The organism is Eggerthella lenta DSM 2243, assembly GCF_000024265.1.
Taxonomy (GTDB): Bacteria; Actinomycetota; Coriobacteriia; order Coriobacteriales; family Eggerthellaceae; genus Eggerthella; species Eggerthella lenta.
Map to the genome: position 1 here is coordinate 616,783 of NC_013204.1, position 22,031 is coordinate 638,813.

Genomic DNA, 22,031 nt, shown 5'->3' on the forward strand with positions numbered 1-22,031 from the left:
ACGGCCGTTCAACGGCCTTCAAGTCTCGTACGTCGCCAATTTTTGTGCGCTGAAGGGCGAATCACGTGCAGATGCCGTTCGCCGAAACGCTTTCGCGCTTTAAGCGTGGGACTTAGGCAGTTGTTCGCTTCTTGTGGAAACGCATTCGCGTCCACGCAGGCAAATCCGCGGCATCAGCTTTCAATCGGTTCGAGATCCACTGCCTGGTCGTCGTCGAACGCGTCACCCGTGGCAACGGCGGTGACGCCTTCGCTCGCTTGCAGTTCGAAGGCGATTTCGGCACTCGCATGCGCCCCGACGGCTTTGAGGGCGTACCCTCCCCGGTCGAGCGTGAAGACGCGGCTTCCGCGAGCCGTTCCTTCGCAGACGGTATCAACGTTCTTCTCATCGACGAATACGATCTTGAAGTCGCCGTCCGATACGGTCGCATCGTAGTCGACGCGAAACTCCCCGCCTTCGTTGGGGACGGAGATCCGAAGCCATGTTTCCAGGCCGGTCAGTCCGCCGATCTTTCTGTCGAACAGGGAGCCGGTTCTGTTCGCAACTGTGTACGTGTCGAATCCTTGGGCGATGCGGGCATCGTCGCAGTAGATCGATTCCTGCATCAGATTGAGGGGTCCTGCGCAACCGGCCAGAACCAGACACGCCGCCGCGAACGCCGTCGCCATGCCGCGTTTCCTGGTCATACGGCACCTCCTTTGCCGGGATCTGCCACTGTCTGGCATTCTAGCAGCTCGAAACGCGTCGGGGGGGGGGGGGCACTTTTTGCCAAGCGGGGCTTCCTGTGGTACAAATGGCCGAATGGGATGACGGTGGAAGGGACGGGCGGATGACCGGGAAGACGACGAGCGCGCAGCGCGATCGCGAGCGGGCCGTGCTGGCGGCGGTCGAGCGGTTCGCGCCGCTGCGGCGCTTGGGCTGGGCGTTTCTGCTGGCCTGGGTGTTCTGCGTGTTCTACACCAACGCGGTGAGCGGCTACACGGGCGCGAAGGCCTCGACGTTGGCGGTTGGTGCGGGCTGGGATCTGTTCTTCACGGGGCTGCCGGTGTCCATGTCGGTGGTCATGCTCGTGCTCATCGTGGTGTTGGAGAAGCGGCTGGGCTCGCCCGCCCAGCATGCGGCGCTGTTCTGGATCGCGCCGCTGGCCACCGCGGTTTCCACGCCGCTGCTGTTCTGTGAGCTGCCCGATTTCGGCGCGACGGCTGCGCTGTTCGTGATAGGTGCGGTGCTCACGGGATTTGGCAGCGGCTTCATGTGGGTGATGTGGGGCGAGTACTACGCGAAGGTGACGCAGGAGGAAGTGGAGTTTCTCGCGCCGTCGTCGGCTGTGGCGGCCGCCGTTCTGGTGCTGGTGGTGTCGGCGATGCAGGGATGGATGGCGCTCGTGGTGGTGACGGCGTTTCCCCTGATGTCGGGCTTGTGCCTGCTGCTGTCGTGGCGGGATGCGCAAGGGCGCGACGCGACCGCCGAGTACCGGGGCGCCGCCGAGCAGCGCGCGTTCGCCGAGGCTCACGACAGCGCGCGGAAGGGGCTGCCGCGCGTGCTGAAGTCGATGGGGCGCGCCGGGTTCGGCATCCTCGCGGCGTGCCTGTTCGTGTGCGTGGAGGGGTCGTTCTGGTCGGGGTCGTCAGGGCAGGATGCGACGGCCGCCCAGGTGGCGCTCGTGGTGAGCATCGCGTTCATGCTGATGGTGGGTCTTTCGGCCACGGCGGGGCCGCGTCGGGTGTCGCTGTCGTTTCTGTACCGATGGATGTGCCCGACGCTCGTGGTGGGCTTCGCGGCGTTCATCGTGCTGGGGGAAACCGCGGGCGCGTACGTCGCCTACGTGGTGGCCATCGCCGCGCGCTTCGCGTTCTGCCTGATCACGCAGATGTATTTCGCGCGCTACGCTGTGCAGGGCGCGGCCACGCCCGTGCAGTCGTACGGTTTGGGATGGATCTTCGTGCACTTGGGCGATCTGCTGGGCGTGGTGACGCTCGTGCTGGTGGAGTCCGGCATGGCGGCCGGGGTGTTCTCGCTCGACCAGGTGGCGGTCGTGTCCATCGCGCTGCTGGTGGGCGCCACCATGTTCGTGCTCAGCGACGGCCGCGCGTTCGCGTTCGGCGCGCGCAACGAGGATGGCGTGCTGCACGATGCCGCTTCGAAGCGGTCGATGCCGGCGGGCGCGGATGCGGGCGGCGCGAACGCCGACGAAGCTGCATCCGCGCCCGCGCCTGCAGCCGATATCGACGAGCTGACCGCCCGCATCCTCGAGCTTGCCGAACGCGGCGGCCTCACCCCGCGCGAGACCGAGGTGTTCGACCTCCTGGCGCGCGGCCGATCGATACCGTACGTGCGCGACGCTCTCGTCATCTCGCGCGAGACGGCCGCCACCCACGCCAAGCACGTCTACGCCAAACTCGACGTGCACTCCCGCCAAGAGCTCATCGACCTCGTGCATTAGCTCGCACGTTGCCTTGCCGTCCTGAGCAAGCGCATGGAAAGCCCCGCGTGCGGGGCTTTCCGTTAAGGGAGGGAGGGTTGGCTCGGGTGGTGCTTACGCTGCGCCGAGGGCGTGCTTGGCGGCGATGCGGGCGAAGGTGGCGGTGCGGCCCGCGTTGATGCCCGTGAAGTTGCTGGGATAGTTGTGCGGGTAGAAGCCGCCCTGGTCGTTGCCGCAAACGTAGAGGCCCTCGATGACGCTGCCGTCCTTGCGCAGCGGCTGCGAGTCGGCGTTCGTGATCACGCCGTGGATGGTGACCAACAGCTCGCCGGCGATGCGCGCGGCGTAGAACGGCGGCTCGTCGACGGCGCTCAGGCGGTAGGCAGGCTTGCCGAAGTCGACGTCCTCGCCTGCAGCGACCAGTTCGTTATAGCGTTCGATGGTGGCCTTGAACGTGGCGGTCTGGTCGGCGTCGAACTTCATCTCCTTCGCCAGCTCGTCGAGCGTGTCGCACTTCTTCAGCGCGCCGCTCTCGATGCGCGGCTCCAGCCAGAATGAGTCGAGGTGCTCCTTCGTGATGGCCTCGCAGTCGTACACGTCGGCGTTGAACGCGGTGCCCGACGGCGCGGGGAACAGGCGCGAGCAGCCGCAGGTGTCGAACCGCTCGATGTCTTCCCAGTAGCTGCCGTCCCAAACGATCCACGAGAAGTGGCCGGGCTGGTTCGCGCCGCCGGCGTAGCTCATGGGGTAGCACTGGTCCTCGTTCATGAAGCGCTCGCCGTTCGCGTTCACATGGAGGAACGGCTGGCTGCCGGGAAGGAAGATGTCGCCGCCCTGGTAGGAGCCGTCGAACTCGGTATCGTCGAACATGATGCCGCGGTTCCAGATCATGCAGGCGCCGCCCGCTTCCAGCTCGGCTCCCGCCCACAGCGCCATGCGGATGCCGTCGCCCTCCTCGGTGACGCTGTCGCGCAGCACGCACCAGTTGGAGTTGCCGGGGCACAGGTCCTGCAGCATCTCGTCGTTCGCGCCGTAGCCGCCCGTGCACACGATGACGCCGTTCTTCGCGTTGATTTGGATGACGCCCTTGTCCTTGCTCTCGGCGATGACGCCGCACACTTTGCCCGACTCGTCCTGCACGAGCATCTTCGCGGGCGTCATGAGCATGACTTCGCCGCCCAGCTCGCCCAGCACCTCGTTCATCACTTCAAGGTGGGCGTACGCGCCGTAGTTCGGGCCGTCGGGGTTGTACTCGCCCATGCAGGGGTTATAGCACATGGCCGGGTAGTAGGCGTGAGGGTCGTCGGGCTTGTGCCATTCGAACGGGAACAGCATGCCCTTGGGCTCAAGCGTCTCCTTCATCCATTCGATCATCTCGCCAGACTTCTCGGCCCAGGTTTTGTACAGCAGCATGTTGGCATCGCCCGCTTGGGTCTGGTTCGCATGGTTTAGCAGTGTGGGGACGTCTTCGACATGGTCGGGCTCCAGCGCGGAGTTGAGCGCGCCGATAGCCTCGCGTGCGGCGGCGATGTTGCCGCCCTTTTCCAGCACGATGACCTTCGCGCCGTTCTGCGCGGCCGTGGTGGCGGCCACGAGCCCGCCGTTGCCGGCGCCTACCACCACGAGGTCGGCTTCCAGCGTCTCGGCGATGTCGGCGGGCATCTCCGGCTTGTCGCGCCAACTGCCCTGAGCGTCGGCGTCGGCCTTGCCGCTCTTTCCGCCTTCGGCCTGCGCTTGCGGCGCGCATCCGGCCAGCGCCCCTGCTGCGGCCAGCGCGCCCGTCGCGGTGATTCCCGCCAGGAAGTTGCGGCGGCTGATGGTTCGTTCTCCCATGATTCCCTCCTCGGTCGTTTGGTTTCAACGAGGTGCATGCTACGCGGGGCGCGGGGCCGCGTCATCGCGCGGATCCGGGTATATTCGTCCATGTCCAGGCAAAACGACGAAGATACCCGAAAACGGGGGAGGGCTGCCGAACGCGGTTTACGAGGTCGGGCGGCGCGTGGCGCCATGCGCGAGGTGCTATCATGATGCGTTGCATGCGACGGGCGGGGCGAAAGGGAGTGCTTCATGGAGCGGACGGACGAGCGATACGGGCGGTACGTGGCCATCCTCGAAGAGGAGCTCGTCGCCGCGATGGGATGCACCGAGCCCATCGCCATCGCGCTGGCAGCCGCGCGGGCGCGCGAACTGCTGGACGCGGAGCCTGCTCGCGTGGAGGTGAAGGCCAGCGGCAGCATCATCAAGAACGCGAAGAGCGTGGTGGTGCCCCACACCGGAGGCCTGAAGGGGATCGAGGCCGCTGCGGCGGCGGGCATCGTGGCGGGGCGCGCCGAGCGCAGCCTCGAAGTGATCGCCGAGGTTTCTCCCGAGGAGATTGCGGGTATCGCGGCCTATGTGGAGCGCGCGCCCATCGCGGTTGAGCGCGCCGCATCGGAGCTGGACTTCGACATCGTCGTGCGTGTGTTCTCGGACGCGGAGGCGCAGGCGGCGGCCGCGGCTGATGCCTGCGCCTCTCCCGCTCGCAGCGCGCTCGTGCGCATCGCCGACTTCCATACGAACATCGTGCGCGAGGAGCGCGACGTGAAGGTGCTGCGCGACGTGGCGGTGCCCTCCGTTGGCGGCTCGGGCGACGGGATGACCGATCGCGGCGTGCTGTCGATGGAGGGCATCTGGGACTTCGCCATGACCGTGGAGCTGGACGACGTGCGCGACCTGCTGGATCGCCAGATCGCCTGCAACGGCGCCATCGCCGACGAGGGGCTGGCGGGCGACTGGGGCGCGAACATCGGCAGCGTCATGCTGGGCGCCTACGGCGACGACGTGAAGGTGCGCGCGTGCGCGTGCGCCGCGGCGGCGTCCGACGCGCGCATGAGCGGCTGCGAGCTGCCCGTGGTCATCAACTCCGGCAGCGGCAATCAGGGCATCACGGTGTCGGTTCCGCTCATCGTGTACGCGCGCCACCTGGGCTCTTCCGACGAGCAGCTCTACCGTGCGCTCGTGCTGTCGAACCTCGTGGCTATCCATCAGAAGACGGGCATCGGACGGCTGTCGGCGTTCTGCGGCGCAGTGTGCGCGGGCGCGGCTGCGGGCGCGGGCATCGCGTATTTGGATGGCGGCGGCTACTGCGAGGCCTGTCATGCCGTGGTGAATGCGCTGTCTATCGTGGCCGGCATGGTGTGCGACGGCGCGAAGCCATCGTGCGCCGGCAAGATCGCGTTCTCGGTGAACGCGGGCATCCTGGGTTACGTCATGTACCGTGACGGCCAGCAGTTCTACGGCGGCGACGGCATCGTGAAGAAGGGCGTCGAGAACACCATCGACAGCATCGCCCGCCTCGGCCGCGACGGCATGCGCGCCACCAACGACGAGATCATCAGGATCATGCTGGGAGCGTGAATCGCGGGACGAGCGAAGGGAGGTAATGAACTGTCAACCCCGTCCCTTCGTCTCGTCACTGGGAGTCAACGGGAATGAGTCAACGTCTCGTCTCGAACCGGCGAACTTCGCTCGAATTCCTCGAACGTGGGCGTGAATCGGGAGCCATGGCAATTACGCCCTCGCCTGAAGCCGCATATCGTCGTAGGTTCGAAATGCGACCAGGCCTTTTGCGTGTGCTTCCAGCGAGAAGCGCGTTTCGAGCGCTTGAGAATTGACATGGCTACCGATTTGCGTCCACCCGGGACGAGGCCGGAGCGGCCGAAGCGAGGGGAAGAGGTGTCGACCCCGTCCGTCCCCTCGGCTCACCTCTGTTTTTCTTCGTATTCCCAGATCAGCGGCATCACCCCTGAGGTTTGATGCGCGTTTTCGGAAGATTGCGCTCGGTTCAAACCTCTGCGGCGATGCGGTGGGCGTCCTTCTCGATGCAGCATCGGCCTACCGAATCGGGATATTCGGGAGAAGCGAGCACCATCACAACAAGGAGGGCGTCATGTCGAATCTTTCACGCAGAAATTTCATTACCGGTGGAGCTATTGCTGCTTTGGGCGGGACGCTGGCGATAGCAGGTTGCGCTCCGAAAGGCGAAAGCTCGTCGACGGTCGCAGGCGCTGCGGGCGAGGGTGCGCAGGCATGGACCGGCACGGCCAACGGCAAGGGCGGCGAGCTTACCGTCGAGGTCATCACCGAGGGCGATTCCATCGCCCGCATCAACCCGTTGAAGTCGCGCGAGTCCTACGGCGTGGGCACCGCCGGCATCGACGTGCTTTCCGATCTCATCGTGAAGAACCAGACGCTCAACGTGGATATGGTGACGGGCGCCACGGTTTCGTCCATGGCCTTCCTCACGGCCGTCTCCGACGCCGTCGACGCCTCGGGCATGAAATCGAGCGAATGGAAGAAGCGCGAAAAGGCCGTGCCGCAGGCTCCCGAGGGCCTGACGACCGATGTGGATGTCGTCGTAGTGGGTGCCGGAGGCGCGGGCTATGCGGCCGCGCTGACCGCGGCCGAGGCCGGCAAGAACGTCGTGCTGTTGGAGAAACTGGGCATCGTCGGCGGCGATACCATCCTGTCCGGCGGCGCCATGGCCGTGCCGAACAACTGGTTCCAGAAGCGGGACGGCATCGAGGACAGCGTGGAGAAGATGGCCGAGGACATGATCGTCGGCGGCGATCATGTGGGCGACCCCGACCTGGTCAACGTCATCTGCGAAGGCGCGTACGGCGCCATGGAGTGGCTCATCTTCAACGGAGGCGTGGCATGGCAGCCCTACGAGCGCTTCTTCGGCGGCCACTCGGTCATCCGCTCGCTCATCCCCGAAGGCAACGAGGGAAGCGGCATCATCTGCAAGCTGGACAAGCGCGCCGAGGGTCTCAAGAACCTCAAGGTGTGCCGCAACACGAAGGCCGACGAGCTGGTTCAGGACGCCTCGGGCGCGGTCGTGGGACTGAAGGCCACGAACACGGCCACGGGCGAAACCTACGACTTCAAGGCGAAGGCCGTCATCCTCGCGGCCGGCGGCTTCGGCTCCAACGTCGAGATGCGCATGAAGTACAACCCCGAGATGGACGAGAAGATACTCTCCACCGACTCGGTGGGCGCGACGGGCGACTGCCACGTCATGGCCGAGAAGATCGGTGCGAACCTCATCGACATGCAGTACATCCAGACGTATCCCACCTGCGACACGCAGACGGGCGCCCTCTTGTACGTGGGCAACATGCGCCTGGAGAATCGAGCCATCTGCATCAACAAGGAAGGCGACCGCTTCGTCGAGGAGATGGAGCGCCGCGACGTCATCTCCAACGCCATCAAGGAGCAGACGGACGGCATCGGCTACATGATCTTCAACCAGGACGGCCTCGACCACACCGACATCGCCACGGTGAACGCGGCCGAGATGGACGGCTTGTTCGGGCGCGGCCAGCTGGCGAAGGGCGAGACCATCGCCGAGGCGTGCGAACCTTTCGGCATCGATGCCGCTGAGCTGCAAAAGACCGTGGAGAAGTGGAACGGCTACTGCAAGGACGGCGCCGACCCCGACTTCAACTACCGCGCGGCGCTCAATCCCATCGAGGGCGGCCCTTACTACATCTTGGCGTACAAGCCGTCGGTGCACTACACCATGGGCGGCCTGCACATCAATACCGACGCGCAGGTGCTCGATAGCGACGCCGCGCCCATCCCCGGCCTGTTCGCGGCCGGCGAGCAGGCAGGCCATAAGATGGGTACGAACCGCCTGGGCTCTTGCTCCATCACCGACGTGTTCGTGTTCGGCCGCGTGGCCGGTGCGAACGCGGCGGCGCTCGCATAACGCTCGCCAGCCTTGACGTTCCTCCCTCTCCCAGAACCCGTTCGACGGCTTTGCGCTTCGGACGGGTTCGCCTTGTGCGAACGCGTTCCATCGGCTAGTATGTGCCGCATGCGCAGCAACGCTTCCATAGCGGACGATACGACGAAAAAGACCTCCCGGTCAGGCGGTGCCGTGCCGTTCCCCAAACCCAATCGCGCGATGCTGTTCGATAGCGCGGGGCTGGCTTGCTACATCGCTTGGAGCTTCGTGTTCTGGAACGGATCGGTGCTGTTCGGCGACCTGCGCCATGAGGCGCCCGTGGGCGAGGCGCAAATCGTGCAGGCGGCGCTGACGGCCTTGGCCGCGCTCGTGCTCGTGCTGCTAGCGCGCAGGACGGCTCCTCTTAGGCGACGCACCGTGCTGTTGGCGGTGTTCGCCGCCGTGTCGAGCCTGGCCATCGTAGTTGCCGCGCTTGCCGGTTTCGGGCGGGCGCCGATGGGCTGGATGCTGATCGCCTTCGCGCTGAGCGGCTTGGGAAGCACGCTGCGTCTCGGATGGGAAGAGCGCATGAGCGTGCAGGGCGTGGAGCGCACCGCCGTGTGCGCAGGGACGGCGTACTTGCTCGGATTCCTCTTGTTCGCCCTGATCTCGCTGTTGCCCGCCCTGTCGGTGCTCGCGGTCTCCGTGCTGCTGCCGTTCGGCGCGTTCGGGCTGCTCGAAATCGCGGTGCGGGGCGAACGGGAACGGGGCGCATCGGAGGTGCGGATGCTGCCCGCTTCTTTGGACGGCGACAGTCTGCGCGTATCGTTGTCGCGCGTTCCCTGGAAGCCGATGGCGGCTATTTCGCTCGCGTTCTTCGGCTACGGGGCGACGCGGGCGAACGGCGTGATCGGCGGTTTCGAGGTGTCTTCCGAGTTCCACGGCGCGCTGGCCGGCGTGCCTGCGCTTGCGTCGTTCGTCGCTATCCTGTTGGCGTACCTCTTTTATCGCAAGAACGCCATGTTGGCTTTCTACCTGGCGTTTCCTTTGATGGCTATGGCTTCGCTGCTCCCGGCATCGCTTGATCCTTTCGGGGGCGGCACTACGTTCAGTGTGGCGCTGGTGGGGGCGGAGCTGGTTAAGTACCTGGTATGGTTTCTGCTCATCGATTCCTTCTTCAAGGACGGCCTGTCGGCGCTGCTGTGCCTGGCGCTTATGCGATTCGCCCAATGGGGCGGCAGCTGTCTGGGCCAGATCATGACCGATGTGCTGCCCACGTCCGAATCGGTGGCCATCGCCATCTTGCTGTCGCTTATGGCGGCGTTGCTGGTCATCATGGGATCGCCTCTGTCTCTCAAATCGCCTGCCGTCGTCGAAGAGGACGCGGTCGACGCCCTTGCCCTCCGCGTGAAGCGCGTGGCCGTGCAATGCGGCTTATCGCCGCGCGAGCAGGAGGTGTTGGCCATCTGGGCAACCGGCCACACGGGCGCCTACATCGAGAAACAGCTGTTCATCTCCAAGAACACCGTGAAGACCCACCTCAACCACATTTATGCGAAAACGAAGACCGCTAACCGGGAGGAGCTGTTGGAGCTGCTGGAGAGTGTGGACGCCGGATAGCTCGCCCCGACCGATCCTCGCTCGAAAAACACGCCTCGTTCGCTGAGGCGTGCTTTTCGAGATCGTCAAATCGGCGGGTCTGCGAAAGCCACCCCAGTCGCGGCTACTCCTGCGCTGCGATTTGCTCCAGGAATAGGCTGGGCTCTATAGTGCAGGTGCGGATACCGTTCTTGAGGCGGATGCGACTGATCTTGAGCTTCAGCTTGCCGGCGCTTTCGAGGTCGGTGGACGTGAAGTACGACAGCGCCACCGCGCGGCCGGCCTTTCCTGTGAGCGCGCGCACGCGTCGTTCGTCGACGGCGCGCATCTTCTCCTGGCGCTCGGGCGGGGTCACCGTGGCGTCGAAATAGTCGCGGGAGGGGATGAAACCGTTCACGAAGCCGGCGACGATCAGCAGGTCGGGCGAGAAGCCGCAGGCGAAGTCGTAGGGGACGACGGCTACCGCGTCGGCAACCTCCAGCGTGGGCGCGAGCAGGCGCTCGGCCATGCGCCGCGCCATCGCCGCAGCATCGGCATCGTAAAGGCTTTCCGGGTTTTCATCGGCTGCGTTGCCGTGCTCGAGGCAGAGCTCGCGCAGAACGGCGGGCGCTTGGGATTCCGCTCCGTCGGTGACGATGCGCGTCAGCTCGTCCAGCAGTGCCGTGCCCCGCAATCCTCGTACCTGCTCGATGAGCGCGCGACCGTCCTTGTAGGCGGTCGCCACGCGTTGCGCGCCCACTACGTGCTCGCAGTCGTTTTCGCTTAGCATCTCCAAAGCGTCCACGAGGCCGATACTGCGCTCCTTCGCGCAAGTCCGCAGGCTGGCGAAAGCCGCGCTGTTCACCAGGTAGTCGCCGAATCCACACCAGCACCGCCAAGCCGCGGTGTCGTCTGGGTTCGCCACGAGGTTGAGGGCCGTGGCGATGCGCGCAGGCGTGCAGCGGGCGTTGTCCCGCACGTCGCCGCGCAGGGGCTGCGAGATGGCGAGCGCTTCGGTTGGCACGCCTCGTGCGTGCAAAGCGGTTGCGATGTTGCGCGACCACACGCTGTTCGGTACGGCCACGACGATCTGCCGTGCGGGCGTTCCTGCGGCGACGGCTTCGGCCACCGTGCGCGCCACCTGTTCGAACTCGGCTTCGGGCGTGTCGCTTGCCAGAGCGACCCGTTCGACGGCATCGGGCGCGTCGGCATCCAGGTGCTCGCAAGCAGCATCGGGATGCGTTGCGAGGAATTCGTCGATTCCGGCGGCATAGGGGTACGAATCGTATGTCTCGATGCAGGTTTCCGCGTCGCCCGCCACGGTGATCGAGCAGGTTGCGACGAGATTCGCCAGCGTCTGCGAGGCACGGCTTGCGCAGGCGTAGTCGTCCATCAGCACGTGCGCGTAGGAATGCGCCGCCCGCGCTTCGTCGTGTTCTCGGAGGTAGCGTGCAGCAAGGTTCGCCGCTTCGGGTTCTATGACGGCGCGCATGAAGACCAGGTTCTCTTTCAACAGCGTATGGACATCGGCCTCCTCGCCCGGTAGCAGCCAATCGGGATCGTCGTCCGCCAGCTCGGTCCACGAGCGGTAGAAGAACTTGAGCATCTCGCGCAGCCGCTTCGGCCGCAGCCCGCTCACCTTCATGTCCTCCATGAGGAACGTCTCTTCGAAGGCGGTCAGTAGTCGCGGCTCGCGCCCCGACCAGCGGCGCGCGCCGTCGTCGGCCAGCACGTCGAGCGCTAAGGCGCGTGCGGTGGCGACGGTTGCGCCGGCAGCGCGCTTGGCACCGACGCGGGCTGTCAACCGCTCCGAGAACAGGCGTGCGGCCTGGGGCGTCGCGCACAGCACGAGCACGTTGCCCGCGGCGGCGTTTTCGGCCAGCAGCGCGGCAGCGCGCTCGACGAGACGTTGCGTTTTGCCGGTGCCGACGCCTCCGGTGACGAGCAGGGCCTCGGTCGATTCGCTTGTCGTTTCGTATGCCATGGGTTTTCGTCCTCCCACGTCGTGGTTGTCAGATGAAGGCCGGAAGCGGCATCCCTCTTTTCGCAGGGAGGGGGAGCGGGGATGTCGCTCCCGGGCAAAAGGCGGCTCGTCCCCCAAAGCCCTTGCCAAGCCGCCTTTTGCCCGGGGTCGGGCTCGGCCCGATTCCGGATGCGCGACCAGACCGCTGCAGCTGCGAGCCGGGTCGCGCAGGAGGGGCTTTACGGAACGGGGCGCGCATTCTCCGCGTCGATCTTCTCGGCGTTCGTTGGCACGGCGACAGGTTCTGCGGTAGACGGCGTTCGCCGCGGCAGCAGCGGCATGGTGATCGCGTTCGCAGGGCATGCGTCCACGCAGGCGCGGCACTTGGTGCACTCGCTCCATGCCGCCTGCGAAAGCTGCGGGTGGCGCGGGTCGATGCCCTCCTCGCAGACGCGGCCGCAGGCCCCGCACGCGCCGCCCTTCGCCGTTTCCAGGCACTTCGCATCGTCGATCGTGGGCACGAAGGTCTTGTTCGCCTTCGCGATCAGGCTCATGAACGCCGAAAGCGGGCACAGCTTATGGCACCACTTCTTGAACAGCAGCACCTCGGCGATAAGCAGCGCGGGCACCACGATGAGCGACCAGGTGACATCGCCGTGTGAGAACAGGTTGATGACCAGCAGGATGGTGGCGAACGTGAGTCCGATGGGGCAGACGAGGCAGAACACCGGGAATCCAAAGATGAAGGTGGACGCCAGCGCGCCGCCCAGCACGAAGTGGCGAGCATCGAGCGCGGCTCCGCGCTTGGAGGCGCAGGACGCGCATCCGCTGCCATTCTTCGACCCCTTCGAGCATGAAACGCCCAGCGCGTCGATCTCGACTTTCGTGAGCGGCGCCGCGGCAGGATCGGCATCGTCGCCGCGTTCGACGGGTTGCTTCTTCGCGAACAAGCCGCGCAACTTCTGCACGAGCGGCACGGGGCAAATCCATCCGCAGAACGCGCGGGCGAACAGAACGATGAGCAGCACCATCACGATCAGCGAGATTACGGCGCGCGGCACCATCATCTTGGAGGCGAGCATCGTTCCCAAGGCGCCCAGCGGGCATAGGATGGAGATGTCCCAGATGCCCGGTGCCGACATGGTGCCGATCCCGACGTTCGTGACGAAGCCGACGGCGACGACGGCCACGATGGCCAGTGCGACGAGGGTGCGCAGCTTCTTGGAGTTCTTCTTCATGAGGGCACCTTATCCTTCAACTTCGTCAAGCGGGTGGACGACGATGGCGCGCGCGGTGGCTCCTTCGGAGATGGAGCCGTTCTGCAGCGAGACGCACACGCTCTCGCACGCGCCGCAGCCGTTGCACTTGTCCTCGATCACGACGGGGCGGTTGTTCTCGTCGAGCTCCATGGCCTCGTAGGGACAGGCGTCGTAGCAAAACCGGCATCCGATCAGCTTGTACGCCAAGCACCAGTCCGTGTTGATAACGGCTTTGCCGATGATGGTGTTCTCGGCCGTGGCGTCGTCGGGCAGCTTGAGCGCTTCGGTGGGGCAGGCGCTCACGCACAACGGGGTGCCGTCGTGCTCTTCGGCGCACCAGTCGCACCAGTTGGCCGAGAAGTCGAACGTGGGGGTGCGCATGTTCAGCACACCGTCCTCGAGGTGGGCGGGCGCGATGACGTCGCGCGGGCAGATCTCGTAGCACTTCTCGCAGCGGATGCAGGCCGAGATGAGCCGTTCCTCGTCCTGGCCTCCCGGCGGGCGCACGAGCGGTTGCGATCCCGCGTACTTCAATCCGCCTAGACCTAGCATGACCGCAGCGCCGCCTGCGCCCAGGCACAGCGTGCGTCGCGTCATGCCGGCGTAGGTTTTCTCCTGCTTGTTGTCCATCGCTCCTTCTTTCGATCCTGTGCAGTTAGTCTTCGGCCAGCACGTCGTCGAGGAACGTTTGGTCGGTTTGGAGGAACCCGTCCGTCAAGTACGCCAAGCCCCGGTAGAAGTCGGTTTGCGCGAATCGCTTCATGTCGGAGGTCATCATGGGAGCCCATGCCGCCAGATGGTCTTCGAGAAAGTTCTTCTGCGTGGTCAGCAGCGCGACGGCCTCGTCTTCGTCGCCTTTGCGCAGCGCTTCGACCGTGCGCGTGGCCATGATCTGCTCGAATTCCAGCTCGAGCGCGATATGATCCTCGCCCTCTTTCCATGTGTCCTGCTTGTCGAGGCCTGCGCTGCGGTAGATGGCCAGCACCTCGTCGCGTGCTTCCTGCATGAGCAGGCGCTTCTCGGAGGTGTACACCGATTCGAACGGGTAGGCGGCCGAGAACGCGTCGATGCCGTGTCCGATGAACACGCGCACGTAGTCGATGGCGAGGTCGGTGACGCTGTTGTCCCAGGTGTTGCTCAGGTACGTGGCCAGCAGGCGGTAGCCCTCGTCCACGTTCTCGTTGCCCGTCTTGGCGGGGAAGCGCATGCTGCGCAGCTCGTCGAGAAGGGGCTGGTCCACCTCCACGCGGTACAGGCGCGACAGCAGGCCGTACGTGGCGGCGCGCTGCTCGTTCAGTTTGACGAGCTCCTGCATGGTCGCTTCGTCGGCGAGGGTCTCGGTTGCGGGCGCGGTTGCTTCGGTCATGGTTAGTCCTCCTTGGATGCGGCGGGATCAGGGGTTGCGGGGGTTTCGGGCTGGGTGGCGGGCGCGTTCTCGTCTACGACGTCTGCCAGCATATCGAGGCCGGCGCGTCCGATGTCGGTGATGCACCACGCCTTCTTCCAGGCCAGCGCGTCGCATTTCTCCAGGCGGTCGACGAAGTGGGGCGCGTAGAAGCGCGGCTTCTGCACCAGCGGGTTGTGGTCGACCGCGTTGTTGATGGCGGGTGTCGTGGCGCCGCCGTCTGCTGTGCACAAGCGGAGGATGCGCTGGTAGATGGGCGCGTAGGCGGCATCTTCGTCCAGGAGGGCGCGCAGGCGCTCGAGCGGTTTGTCGGCCTCAAGCGCCGCGCGGCCCGGCTCGGTGATGTGCCAGTAGATCTCGACGGGTTCGCGGGCTTCCAGGTATTCGACGCCGTCGACGACGACGGTCTGTGGCTCGATTTCGATGTCCTCCGCGGGTTCGCCCTCGGCCGTGACGCGCTCGATGGCGCCCGCCTTCTCCAGCAAGGAGCACAGGTTGGCCGCGCTGTACACCGAGAAGTTGTTCTCCTGCAGCTCGTCGACGCGAGCGTTCACGGCGGATGCCGGCTGCGGCTCGGCGCAGGCGGCCAGGATGCCCAGCAGCACCGTGCGGCGCGGCGCCATGGCCTCCAACAAGTCGGCGATGCGCTCTTCAGCGGGCTTTTCGCAGATGGCGGGCGTGGCGGGTGCCATCGCGTCGTGAGCGAGCGCGTCTTCGGCGGCGCTCACCGTGGCGACGAACTCGTCGGCACGGCCTTCGACCTCGGTCGCATCGTCTTCGAAATCTTCAAGTGGATCGAACCCGTCGTAGTCGGGCTCAAGAGAAAGATGCTGGTTCGTGGAATCGTGAGTCATGTTCCGCCCCTCGTCAGACATTGTTTGCACTTACGGCGCACAGCACCGCGAAACCTCACCCCTGAGGTTCCCACTTTTGCAAACAATGTCCGCTTCGCACGCGATCAGCGTGCCGGCGGACTCCCCAAGGCCACATGATAGGGAGGCCTGTCGAAGGTGTCAAGCGCGTTTTTTCTCGCGTGAGACGGCGAAAGTGGTTATACTGTGCGGTGCAAGGGGGTAGACGAGAAAGGGTGAAGTCATGGCTCACGTGACGAATTTCCTCGGTCTGCTCGAACAACTTCAGAGCGCCGACATTACGGTTCATCAGGGTCGTTGCGCTATTGTGCGCAATCGCAACGCAACGTGCATGAAGTGCGCCGACGTGTGCACGAGCGGTTGCATCTCCTATGACGACAACGAGCTGGTCATCGAACCCGAGCGGTGCATCGGGTGCGGAACCTGCGCCACCGTGTGTCCCACCTGCGCGCTTGAAGCGCATCGTCCGAACGATGCCGAGCTTCTGCAAGCATGCCGCGCGGCGGCTGACGTGGCCGACGGACAGGTGGTTATCGCCTGCGATCAGCTGCTTGCCGCGGCCGACGGGTTGTACGACCCCGAGAAGGTGGTGGGCGTCACGTGCCTGGGGCGCGTGGAGGAGAGCCTGCTGGTCACGCTGGCGGCGTTGGGCGTGCGCCGCGTGAGCCTCGTGCAGGCGCGCTGCGCGCAATGCGAGCATGTCTCGGGTTTCGAGATGGCGCGGGTTGTGTGCGACACGGCAAGCGCGCTGCTTGCAACCTGGAACAACGATATGCGCATCGACCTGGCGGAAAAGCTTCCCTCATCCGTGCGCCGGGCGGGCGACGAGGGCTACGACGCGAGCCGTCGGAGCTTCTTCTCCAGCATGAAGGACGAGGCTAAGAACGTTGCGGCGGTGACGGCTGACTACGCCGTCAAGGACGCATTGGGTGTGGAGGAGCGGCGGGAGCCGAGGTTCGTGAAGGTGGGCAAGGACGGCACGCTGCCTCACTTCATTCCCGACCGCCGCGAACGTTTGCTGGCCGCGCTCGATTCGTTGGGGCAGCCGCAGGATGTGCTCATGGACACGCGCTTGTGGGGCCATGTGATCATCGATCCCGAGAAGTGCTCGTCGTGCCAGATGTGCGCCACGTTCTGCCCCACCGGGGCCATCGCGAAGTACGCGGGTGAGGACGGCTCGATCGGCGTGACGCATCGTCCGGTCGATTGCGTGAAGTGCCGCTGCTGCACCGACATCTGCCCGGAAGGCGCGCTCGAGCTGTCCGACGAAGTGTTCGCCGTCGATCTGCTGTCGGGCGCGCAGGAGCGCTATCCGATGAAGCCGCTCAAGAACCCGCCGGGCAACCCGCACCAGATCTGGCACTCCATGAAGGATCTGCTCAACTGCGACCAGGTGTACGAGCGCTAACCCTCGTGCGCGATGTCGGGGCCGAAGCGTCGGGCTTCTTCCTCGAGAGCGTCGGGGAAGAAGCCGATGGCGCTGGTGCGCTCATCGGCTCGGAACAACGCGTAGTAGGGAAAGCGCGCCTCGGCGTCCGCGAAGGGGAGCGCGCAGCTTCCTTCCGACTGCGCCAAGGCGACGCATCTAAGACTTCTCTACGCTCGACATCGCGGACAACATCCTGGTGGTGGAGGAGCCCATCCGGAAGCGGCAGCCGCAGTCGGGCGCCCGGCTCGGTACGCCCTTGGATCTCTGGCGGCCGCCTCGCTTACGCGACTTCTTCCTCTGAGCCCTCCACCAGGTCCATCAGCTCTTGCTGGGTGTGGATGTCGAGCTTTTTGTAGATGTGGCGCATATGGGTGCGGGCGGTGCCCTCGGAGATGTAGAGCTGCTCCTGGATGTAGGCGGCGTTGCGGCCTTTCGCCAGCAGGAACAGGACTTCTGTTTCCTTCTTCGACAGGAGGTAGCGGTTAGCCACCAGCTCGCACTTGCGCTTGAACCGCCCGGCGCGCGCTTTTTCGGGGGACTCGGCGCGCTCGCGCCCGCGGAGCATCTCGCCTGCCGGGTTGTCCGATTCACCCACGATGAGGGCGCGCAGCTCGCTGCCGCGCGGCAGGGCGCCGAAGCCGAAAATGATGCATGCGAACACGATGATCAGCGTGTTCGCCGGATTGGTTGCGGAGTCGAGCGCGGGGATGGCGAAGGAGGCCGTCATCCCGATGAGCGCGCCCAGCGCGAGTGCCCCGCGTCCGAACCCGAACACCACGAACGACGTCAGGCGGAAACGCTGGGTGATGTCGGCGTAGCTCACCCACATGGTGCCCTCGAACAGGAGGTAGCACAGCAGCAGCGCGAACGTGGTGAAGGGCGTCGCGTCGGCGATAAAGTAGACCGCGACCAGCGCGATCGCGATAAGGGGCAGCAGGGGGCGGAACATGAAGTTGATGTGCTGGCGCTGCGTTAGCATGACGGCGATCATGAGCGCGCACGCCGTGAGCGCGGCCGCCCCGATGCAGACGACCTGCGTTCCCAGGCCCCCTACCAAGTGCATGTCGGCGATGGCTTGCGTGCGCACGGCGCCCAGCGCGAACCCGAACAGCAGGCTGGGCGCGCACAGGCGCAGCGCGAACGGGGTTTTCCTCACCTTGAGCGTGATGGCGGCGAACTCGAGCTTGTCGACGAGCGCGGTGCTGCACCGGTAGAGGCACCAGCACTCGAGGAACGGGATGAGGGCCGCGGCCAGGGCTCCCAGCGGATGGAGCAGGTCCAGGTTAGACACTGCCGTGTACAGCGCGATGCCCGCCACCAGCGAGAGCGCCGTACTGGTGACGATGGTGGCGATGTCGCATTGCCCGAACGACACGCCGTAGCTCATCAGGAGGATGGCCGAGCCGATGCCGGTGGTCGCACCTCCCGCCGCGAGCGCGGCGATGCCCGCTGCGCTTCCGACGTCCGCCAAGCACATGAACAGCGTGCCGGCGAAACCGAGCGTCGCGCCGATGAACCGTAGGCGTGCGCGTCGGCGCTGCGTGGCGAACAAACGGCGGTATGCGCGCGATAGCACGCCGTAGGACAGCAGCGTCATGACGAAGAACACGAGCGACACGGGGTGGAAGAGCCCGGCCGGCACCGCCGGATCGGCCGCGTTCCAGAAGAACAGCTGCTGGCCGTTGAACATCGTGAGGTAGACCCACGCCCAGTGGGCGCCGAAGCCGACGATGAGCGCTGGCGACAGCTTTCCCAGCGAGAACCCCTCATCCTCGCGCACCTCCACTTTGACCCGCGGAAGCTTGATTTCCATCAGGTACCCGCTTTCCCCTCGTCTGCGAACCCTTGCTGTTCATCATACTGCACCGTCATCGGGTTGCTGCTCCGCGCCTGCCACCTTTCCCCTTTGTCGATGGCTGTTTCCTGGGGTTTTGCGAAAAATCATAGCCACGGTATGATGCCCCGCCACTCCGTCTCGACGCAAAATCATAGCGCTGCTGGGAGGGGATGCCCGCCTTCGCCGCTTAGGATGGCTCCATCGTTTCAGGTATGAAGCGAGAGACGAGAAAGGAAGGTGGGGATCAATGACTCAGCTCACGCTCACGCGCCGCAGCTTCATGAAGGCGATGGCGGTCACCGGTGCCGCTGCGTCGCTCACGGCGGTCGCCGAGCCGATGCGGGCGCTTGCCGAGGGCGTCGATGCCGATGCGGGGGAAGTCAAGCGCGTTCGCTCGTGCTGCCGCGCTTGCGGCAAGGTGGAGTGCGGCGTTTGGGTAACCGTGCGCGACGGCAAGGTCGTCAAGGTGGAAGGCGACGAGTCCGCGCCGCAAAGCCGCGGGCACTGCTGCTCGAAGTCGCAGTCATCGATGCAGGCGCTATATCATCCCGACCGCCTTCGTTTCCCGGTGAAGCGCACGAACCCTAAGGGCGAGGACGATCCCGGTTGGGTGCGCATCACGCTGGACGAGGCGTTCGAGATATGCGGCGAGAAGCTCAAGGAAGTGAAGGAGAAGTACGGCGGGGAGTCCATCTTCGTGATGTGCGGCACGTCGCGCGTGTGGTCGCTCGGGCCTTACCAGGGCATGAAGCAGCTGTTCGGCACGCCGAACGCGCATTTGGCCTACCAGGTGTGCAAAGGCCCGCGCCACTTCGGCGGCATCATGACCGACGAGATGGGGTCCCCGTGGATGGAGGTGGAGGCCGAGCCCAGCGTGTACGTGCAGTGGGGCACGGCGTGCGAGTACTCCAACTACGACTCCACGAACCGCACGGTCACCGACGTCGCGCATCGTGCGTCTAAGCATATCGTGGTGGATCCGCGCGTCACGCCTTTGGGCAAGGAAGCCGACATCTGGCTGCCGCTTCGTCCCGGCACCGACGGCGCGCTGGCGCTGTCGTGGCTCAACTGGATCATCGAAAACGAAGCTTACGATGACACGATGGTGCGTCGCTGGTCGAACGCGTCGTTCCTCTACGTGGACGACAAGCCCGAGCTGACGCAAGGCTGGTTGGTGGAGGGCAACGGCGGCATCAACATGAAGACGAAGCTGCTGACCGAGGCCGACCTCAAGGAAGATGGCAAGTACCAGCGCTTCATGGTGTGGGACGAGGCGAACGAGCGTCTCACGTACTGGGATGCCGAGCTTGGCATGTGGGAGGGCGAGGAGCACCGCATCCCCACCACCGGCACATGGATCGAGCATCCGTACAAGCCGCTTGTTGCCGATGCATGGCTGCCCGATCAGTCGACGTTCGCCGATCCGGCTACCGAGCCCGACCGCTTCCCCGACGGTTTCGAGGAATGCAATCCCAAGGGGTTGCCGAAGCGCCCATCTCTGCTTCCTGGTGAGGTAGAGGTAACGCTCAAAGACGGAACCGTGCACAAGGCTCGCTCTGTGTGGGATGCGTTCCATCAGATGACCAGCGAGTACACCATGGAGAAGGCAGAGGAGATCACCGGCGTGCCGGCGGCGAAGAGCGAGGAGGCTGTACGCGCCTGGACGACGCGCGTCAATCCGCTGCATGGCAACGGCGGCATCCACTTCCAGCTGGCCACCGACCAGAACGGCAACTCCATCCAGAACGTGCGTGCGCTGCAGATCCTGTCGTGCATCACCGGCAACTCCGACGAGCCGGCCGGCAACCGCGGCTCGTCGAAGGCGCAGTTCGACGGCAATCCAGGGCGTTCGAACATGCAGGCCGGCGCGCCGTACGGCGACGAGGCCAAGATGTGGGACGGCCGCGACGTCGACCTCGAAGGGCTCGCCGCGAAGATGCAGGATTTCGTGCAGTACCTCATCGACAACGATTCGCCCCTGGCCGAGCGCTACGGCAACAAGGTGCCCAGCCATGAGGAAGCCCTCGTTATCGCCAAGCGCATGGGCGGCGCATTCCGCACGTCGCAGGCGTGGCCGAACCCCAAGACCGTGTTCGAGCGACAAGCCAACGAGGTTGACGCCGAGCGATTCCCCCTCAACCGCTACTGGGCGCGCTGGGCGGACGCGAACTCCATCTGGGACGGCTGCCTGGACAACGACGTGCCGTACCAGTTGCATGCGGGCGTGTGCCAGTCGGGCGACTTCATGAATATGGGCAACATCGACGTGGCGTGGGAGGCCATGACGAAGCTGGACTTCTTCACCGACATCAACCTGTGGTTCTGCCCGAACAACGGCAACGCCGACGTCATCTTTCCGTGCTACCACTGGTTGGAAGTTGACACGACGCGCGTCAGCCAGGGCGCCGGCGGGTTCTTCGGCTGCGGGTGCGCCGCTGTCGAGGCGCCGGGCGAGTGCATCTACGATCCCGACTGGAACGTGGGCATGTACAAGGCCATGGGCGTGCCATGGAACACGAAGGACGAGTCGGCCGAGCCGTCCGAGATCCTCAACTTCGGCGAGAAGACCGACTACCGTTGGCCGAACCGCAGCCGCGTGCTCAAGGACAACGTGGACGCGTGGAAGACAGCCGAGTTCCCCGACGGTCCCACGTGGGAGCAAGCGAAGGAGCACTTCCAGAAGAACGGCTGGATGGATTGCCGCACGTGGCATCCCGAGCGTTGGGGCACGTATCGCCGGCACGAGATGGGCTGGCGTCGCCAGCAGGGCGGCTTCAACCTGTTCCCGTTGGTGGACGACCATCCGGGCTTCATGACGCCGTCGGGCCTCATTGAAATCTGGTCGCTTGTGTGCGAGGCGTACTTAGGCGACGAGGACAAGTTCCCCGTGTACCGCGAACCCACGAACTCGCCGGTGACCACGCCCGAGTACTTCGACGCCGCGAAGGTTGCCGACATCGATGAGTCGAAGCTGCGCAATATGGATTATCCCGCCAGCCTGCAGGAGCACGCCGATGCGACGTTCCTCATGACCACGGGCGCGCGCCAGCCGGTGTACTTCCACAGCGAGCATCGCCAGCTGCCGTGGTGCCGCGAGCTGTGGCCCGCGCCGCGCCTGGAGATGAACCCGAACGACGCTGCGCGTCTGGGGCTCGAGCAGGGCGACTGGGTGTGGATCGAGAGCCCGTGGGGCAAGGTGCGCGAGGTGCTGGATCTGTACTACGGCATCAGCAAGGGCGTGGTGAACGCGAACCACGCGTGGTGGTTCCCCGAGATGGACACGGCCAGCCACGGCTACGAGCTGGTGAACATCAACTGCGTGATGGATCCTTACGGCCAGGATGTGGTGTGCGGTGCAGCAACGATGCGCTCGGTTCCCGTGCTGGTTTATAAGGCTACGGCGGAAAACTCGCCGTTCGGCAACCCGGTGCCGTGCGATCCGCAGGGTAACCCGTGCATCTGCGATGCGGGCGATCCGCGGTTGAAGGAATGGATGGGAACGGGATTGCGATCTCGCGTTGAAGGCGAAGAGGCGTGGACCGGAGAGGGGGCGTAGACG

At 65.2% G+C, this 22,031-nt stretch carries 15 protein-coding genes; 6 read left to right on the top strand and 9 right to left on the bottom strand.

All coding sequences use genetic code 11. The annotated features are described in order from the left end of the window. Positions 1-173: 173 nt before the first annotated feature. Entirely contained in the window at positions 174-668 is a 495-nt protein-coding gene (locus tag ELEN_RS02415) for a hypothetical protein (RefSeq protein ID WP_009306112.1), read from the bottom strand. Between the two features lie 161 nt (positions 669-829). Between ELEN_RS02415 and ELEN_RS02420 the strand changes: the two genes are divergently transcribed. After that, positions 830-2,443 (top strand): helix-turn-helix transcriptional regulator, encoded by a 1,614-nt coding sequence (locus ELEN_RS02420; RefSeq protein WP_015760007.1) that lies wholly within the window; start codon positions 830-832, stop codon positions 2,441-2,443. A gap of 93 nt (positions 2,444-2,536) precedes the next feature. Here the strand turns inward: ELEN_RS02420 and ELEN_RS02425 are convergent, their stop codons facing one another. Beyond that, a complete protein-coding gene (locus ELEN_RS02425; protein ID WP_015760008.1) occupies positions 2,537-4,255 on the bottom strand; it encodes an FAD-dependent oxidoreductase in 1,719 nt (572 codons plus the stop codon). Between the two features lie 234 nt (positions 4,256-4,489). Here ELEN_RS02425 and ELEN_RS02430 point away from each other — a divergent pair, with 234 nt between their 5' ends. The 3 genes from ELEN_RS02430 (at position 4,490) to ELEN_RS02440 (ending at position 9,749) form a co-directional block, all read left to right on the top strand. Then, the gene (locus ELEN_RS02430; RefSeq protein ID WP_015760009.1) at positions 4,490-5,818 is read left to right on the top strand and encodes an L-cysteine desulfidase family protein; all 1,329 of its coding nucleotides are present in this window, start codon (positions 4,490-4,492) and stop codon (positions 5,816-5,818) included. Positions 5,819-6,350: 532 nt separating this feature from the next. Then, a complete protein-coding gene (locus ELEN_RS02435; protein WP_015760010.1) occupies positions 6,351-8,171 on the top strand; it encodes a flavocytochrome c in 1,821 nt (606 codons plus the stop codon). A gap of 171 nt (positions 8,172-8,342) precedes the next feature. Then, positions 8,343-9,749 (top strand): helix-turn-helix transcriptional regulator, encoded by a 1,407-nt coding sequence (locus ELEN_RS02440; protein ID WP_015760011.1) that lies wholly within the window; start codon positions 8,343-8,345, stop codon positions 9,747-9,749. Positions 9,750-9,852: 103 nt separating this feature from the next. Here the strand turns inward: ELEN_RS02440 and ELEN_RS02445 are convergent, their stop codons facing one another. From ELEN_RS02445 to ELEN_RS02465, 5 genes are all read right to left on the bottom strand, one after another. Further along, complete coding sequence (locus ELEN_RS02445; protein ID WP_009608027.1) at positions 9,853-11,691, bottom strand: UvrD-helicase domain-containing protein; 1,839 nt, start codon at positions 11,689-11,691, stop codon at positions 9,853-9,855. A gap of 218 nt (positions 11,692-11,909) precedes the next feature. After that, entirely contained in the window at positions 11,910-12,908 is a 999-nt protein-coding gene (locus tag ELEN_RS02450; protein WP_009306119.1) for a 4Fe-4S binding protein, read from the bottom strand. A gap of 9 nt (positions 12,909-12,917) precedes the next feature. Next, positions 12,918-13,559: a 4Fe-4S dicluster domain-containing protein gene (locus ELEN_RS02455; protein ID WP_009306120.1), complete on the bottom strand. Its 642-nt coding sequence runs from the start codon at positions 13,557-13,559 to the stop codon at positions 12,918-12,920. Positions 13,560-13,584: 25 nt separating this feature from the next. Continuing rightward, a complete protein-coding gene (locus ELEN_RS02460; RefSeq protein WP_009306121.1) occupies positions 13,585-14,295 on the bottom strand; it encodes a TorD/DmsD family molecular chaperone in 711 nt (236 codons plus the stop codon). A 2-nt stretch (positions 14,296-14,297) separates the two neighbouring features. Next, positions 14,298-15,188, bottom strand: a complete 891-nt coding sequence (locus ELEN_RS02465) for a hypothetical protein (RefSeq protein ID WP_009306122.1) — start codon at positions 15,186-15,188, stop codon at positions 14,298-14,300. Between the two features lie 241 nt (positions 15,189-15,429). Between ELEN_RS02465 and ELEN_RS02470 the strand changes: the two genes are divergently transcribed. Further along, positions 15,430-16,614, top strand: coding sequence for a 4Fe-4S binding protein (locus ELEN_RS02470; protein ID WP_009608142.1), 1,185 nt, complete (start codon positions 15,430-15,432; stop codon positions 16,612-16,614). Here the strand turns inward: ELEN_RS02470 and ELEN_RS16265 are convergent. Both ELEN_RS16265 and ELEN_RS02475 read right to left on the bottom strand, forming a co-directional pair. Continuing rightward, positions 16,611-16,781 (bottom strand): hypothetical protein, encoded by a 171-nt coding sequence (locus ELEN_RS16265; protein ID WP_158539340.1) that lies wholly within the window; start codon positions 16,779-16,781, stop codon positions 16,611-16,613. The genes ELEN_RS02470 and ELEN_RS16265 overlap by 4 nt on opposite strands. A gap of 134 nt (positions 16,782-16,915) precedes the next feature. Next, positions 16,916-18,448, bottom strand: coding sequence for a helix-turn-helix transcriptional regulator (locus ELEN_RS02475; protein ID WP_015760012.1), 1,533 nt, complete (start codon positions 18,446-18,448; stop codon positions 16,916-16,918). A gap of 271 nt (positions 18,449-18,719) precedes the next feature. Between ELEN_RS02475 and ELEN_RS02480 the strand changes: the two genes are divergently transcribed. Continuing rightward, entirely contained in the window at positions 18,720-22,028 is a 3,309-nt protein-coding gene (locus ELEN_RS02480; RefSeq protein WP_015760013.1) for a molybdopterin dinucleotide binding domain-containing protein, read from the top strand. Positions 22,029-22,031 lie beyond the last annotated feature (3 nt).